The organism is Actinospineispora acaciae DSM 45401, assembly GCF_000620785.1.
GTDB lineage: Bacteria > Actinomycetota > Actinomycetes > Mycobacteriales > Pseudonocardiaceae > Pseudonocardia > Pseudonocardia acaciae.
The window spans coordinates 1-3333 of sequence record NZ_JIAI01000065.1 but is presented as its reverse complement, the minus strand read 5'-3'; the positions used below and the strand labels follow the sequence as shown (position 1 = coordinate 3333).

Sequence of the window (3333 nt, the reverse complement as noted above, 5' to 3'; positions counted from 1 at the left end):
TGCGGACTTCTCGGGTTTCGCCCTGGGAGTTGACCTCGAAGACGCGTGATCTCTCTTCGGGGATCTGGTTGCTGGGTGCGTTGCGGACCTCTCGGACCTCGCCCTCGGCGCCCTTCACGGAGGCCACTTCGCCGTTCTGGCCCTCGATGACCCGGATCTGGGCGGGCAGGCCGGAGCCGGTCAGGCCCGGGGGCATGGTCAGGCTCGTCCCGCCGCTGTGGACCAGGGCGTTCATCCGCGCACCGAGGGTCTTACCCGGCGCGAACCGCTCCATCACGCGATGCGACGCCATCGGCATGCCGAGCATGGCCCAGCCCATCACCGTCTGGCGGGTCTTCCATCCGGAGTGCTCGTCGGAGTTCAGGTAGTCGTGGGTCGCCGAGATGTTGAGGTAGGTGTAGTCGGCGATGGCGGCTCGGTTGGCCCACTTCGCGACGGGCGAGTAGCCGGTCTTCAATGCCTCGGCCGCGCTGGTGGCGGCGAGGACCTCGTCTCCGCTCTTGTAGGCCTTGTACGCGGTTGCGCCGGCCTTGGCGGCGCCCATCGCGGGACCCATGGCGCCCAGCGAGAGCAGGTCCCCGCCGAGGCCCAGCCAGGTCGAGCGGGCCTCGCGGCCGGCGTCGCCGGAGCCGAACGGGTTGATGCTCACCCCGTGGTCGGACATCTCCTGCAGGTGGTTGACCTTCTCGACGGCACCCACCGCACCGGCGGCGCCCATGATCCCGAAGCCCGCCACGGCCCACCCGCCGGCGGGCAGGGTCATGATTCCGCCGACGACCATGGGCACGCCGAGCACCCAGTCGGAGTTCCGCTCCCACCAGTTCGGCGGCTTCTTACCGCCGCCGGTGTAGTAGGTGTCGCCGCTCGCGGTGGTGGCGCGGGCCGTGCTCCAGTTCCTCGACGTCGAGATCTGGGTGCCCTCTTTGTACATGCGGTTGTGCGTGTAGAAGTCGTCGAAGTCGCTGTAGCGATGACCGTTGCGGTCGAAGATCTTCTGCTCGTACTCGGGCTTCTTCCCCGGCGGGTCACCGACCTTGGCCTCGTAGAAGCCCGAGCGCTGTTCGACCTTGAGGAACTCCCCGGTGAAGGTGAAGTCCGCGTAGTACATGCCGTCCTTGTCGTCCTTGACGAAGATGCCGTTCGCGGTGATCGGGCCTTTTTCCGGGTGGCTCTTCTTGTACTGCTCGATCGCGTCGACGGGGACGCCGAGCTGCTTCTTCTCCTCCTCGCTGAGCTGGTTGACGTCGGCGAGGTCCCGGACCCCCAGGTCCTGGAAGTACTTCCGCCACAATCCCGGCTCGTCGACGATGCCCTGGGCGGCGAGATCGGCGCGGCGGTCGGCCGGGGTCGCACCGGGCGCGAGCGACTTCCCTTCCTTGTCGGCCTTCGCGCCGCCCTGGTCAAGGAGCCCGGCGAGCTGGGCGTTCCTCGCGGCGTTCTCGTTCTGCGGGGTGCTGTTGTAGGCCGAGAGGGCCGCCAGGTAGAGGTCGGGGTGCCCGGTGGAGGGCAGCGGCATGTCGCCGATCTGGCTGTGCGGGTCGCGTGAGCCCTGGTCGTGGGCCAGGGTGTTGTAGTTGAGCCCGGCCAGGGTGGACAGCGGCCGGTAGTACTCCTTGGCCAGCTGCTGCCGGTACTGGCTGGCGGTGGGGGCCTCCATCTCGGTGGCCAGGCCCTCGGCGTCGGTCTGCAGCTTGTCCCAGGCCCGCAGCCGCTCGGCCAGCTTGGGGTCCCCGCGCGCCTCGAACGCCGTCATGTCTGCCAGGCGCTGATCGTGGGGCGACATCTTGACCTTGCCGGGAAGGTCCTTCTGCAGGCCCGCGATGTTGCCCTGGACGGCCTTGATGGCCTCCTGCTTGCCACCGAGCTGCTTGGACCACTGGTCCATCTGGTCGACCTGGTCCTGGGTGGCGCCGCCGGCCTTCAGCTCCTCGTTGCGGGCGTTCCACTGGTCCCACTCCTGGTTCAGCGCCTCGATGCGGGTCGGCAGGTATACGCCTACGACCGTCGCGGCGCTGGCCTTCGCCTGCTCCTCCTGGTTGAGCTTGGGGGATTTGCCGGTGGCGGCGTCGACGCCCATCTCGGGGAGCTTGGTGTCGGCGGTCCGCTTCTCGGCGTCGCGGATGCTCTCGCCCTGCCCCGGTTGGAGGATCTTGGGGTCGGCGCCCGTCTTCTGGTCCTGCTCGCTGGTCCGCGGCTGGTAGGTGAGGCCGCTGATGCTGTCGACCAGGGCGCGGGCGTTGGCGTACTCCCGGTCCATGCTCAGCGCCTGCTTGATCACCTTCAGGTGCGGCTGCAGCTCGGCCTGGCTGAGCTTGCCCTCGTTGTAGAGCTTCTGGGCCTCCACCGCCTTCTGCAGCCCGGGCAGCTGGGTCTCGAGCTTCTGGCTGCGGTCCTGCAGGGTGTCCCACGCGCCGGCGACCTTGAGGACGGCCATGTCCTTCTGGCCCGTGGTCAGCTCCGGCAGGTCGGCCATGTACTGGTCGTAGAAGTGCGTGTTGTGGTCATGGTCGTAGTCCCGGAGCAGCTGCTCCCCGGCCGCGTCCAGCGGGGGCAGCGGGTCGCCCGGTTTGATCCCGAGCGGCGCGAGGGCCTCGTAGATGTGCTTGTCGACCGGGGTGTCCTGGCCGGGCCGCAGGTAGCTGGGGTCGATGCCGCCCATCCAGGCCGGGTGCACCTGCCCGGGGCTCAACGTGCCTAGGTTCTTCAGCCCCTCGCTGGCCGTGCACTGCCCGAACGTCTCACAGCCGTAGCCGCTGTGGCCGGTGATCTTGCCGTCCTTGTCGACGGTGGGGAACAGCAGGTAACCGGCGCCCGCCAGGTGTTGGCCCTTGGTGTTGGTGCTGTCGCAGCCGGCGCCGGTGCAGACCACCCCGCCGCCGGGGCCGTAGACCATGCCGATGTGGCAGGGGCCGTTGGTCGAGTCGCACTGGGACCTGTTGCCGTCCGGGCCGACCCAGTGCTGGACCTCGGCGGGCTTGTGGTGCGGGTCGTCGGGGCCTCGGAACTCGAGCACGGCCGGCTGGGTCGCCAGCTCGCCCCGCTTGACCATCGGCTCGATGAGATGGACGCCCTTGAGCTCGGGCGCCTGCTCCATGTCCTTCGGCCTGGTCAGGTTGCAGTCGCCGTCGCAGCCGACCGTGCCGCCCTTGCCGGTGCCGTCCGGGGTGACCACGCTGAGCCCGTTGTTGTCGCCGACGGCCTTCTCGCCGACCTTGACCTCACCCGGCGCCCAGTTCTTCTCCGGGATGTTGTTGGAGCAGTAGTTCCCGCAGATCTCGGTCCTGGCGGGGGTGTGGATCGGGTCGTCGTTGTAGACGGGGATCTTGTGGCTGG

The 3333-nt window shown here is 68.8% G+C and carries 1 protein-coding gene; it reads right to left on the bottom strand.

All coding sequences use genetic code 11. The annotated features are described in order from the left end of the window. A partial coding sequence (locus N912_RS64935) for a hypothetical protein (protein ID WP_037070445.1) occupies positions 1–3333 on the bottom strand: 3333 nt, incomplete at both ends.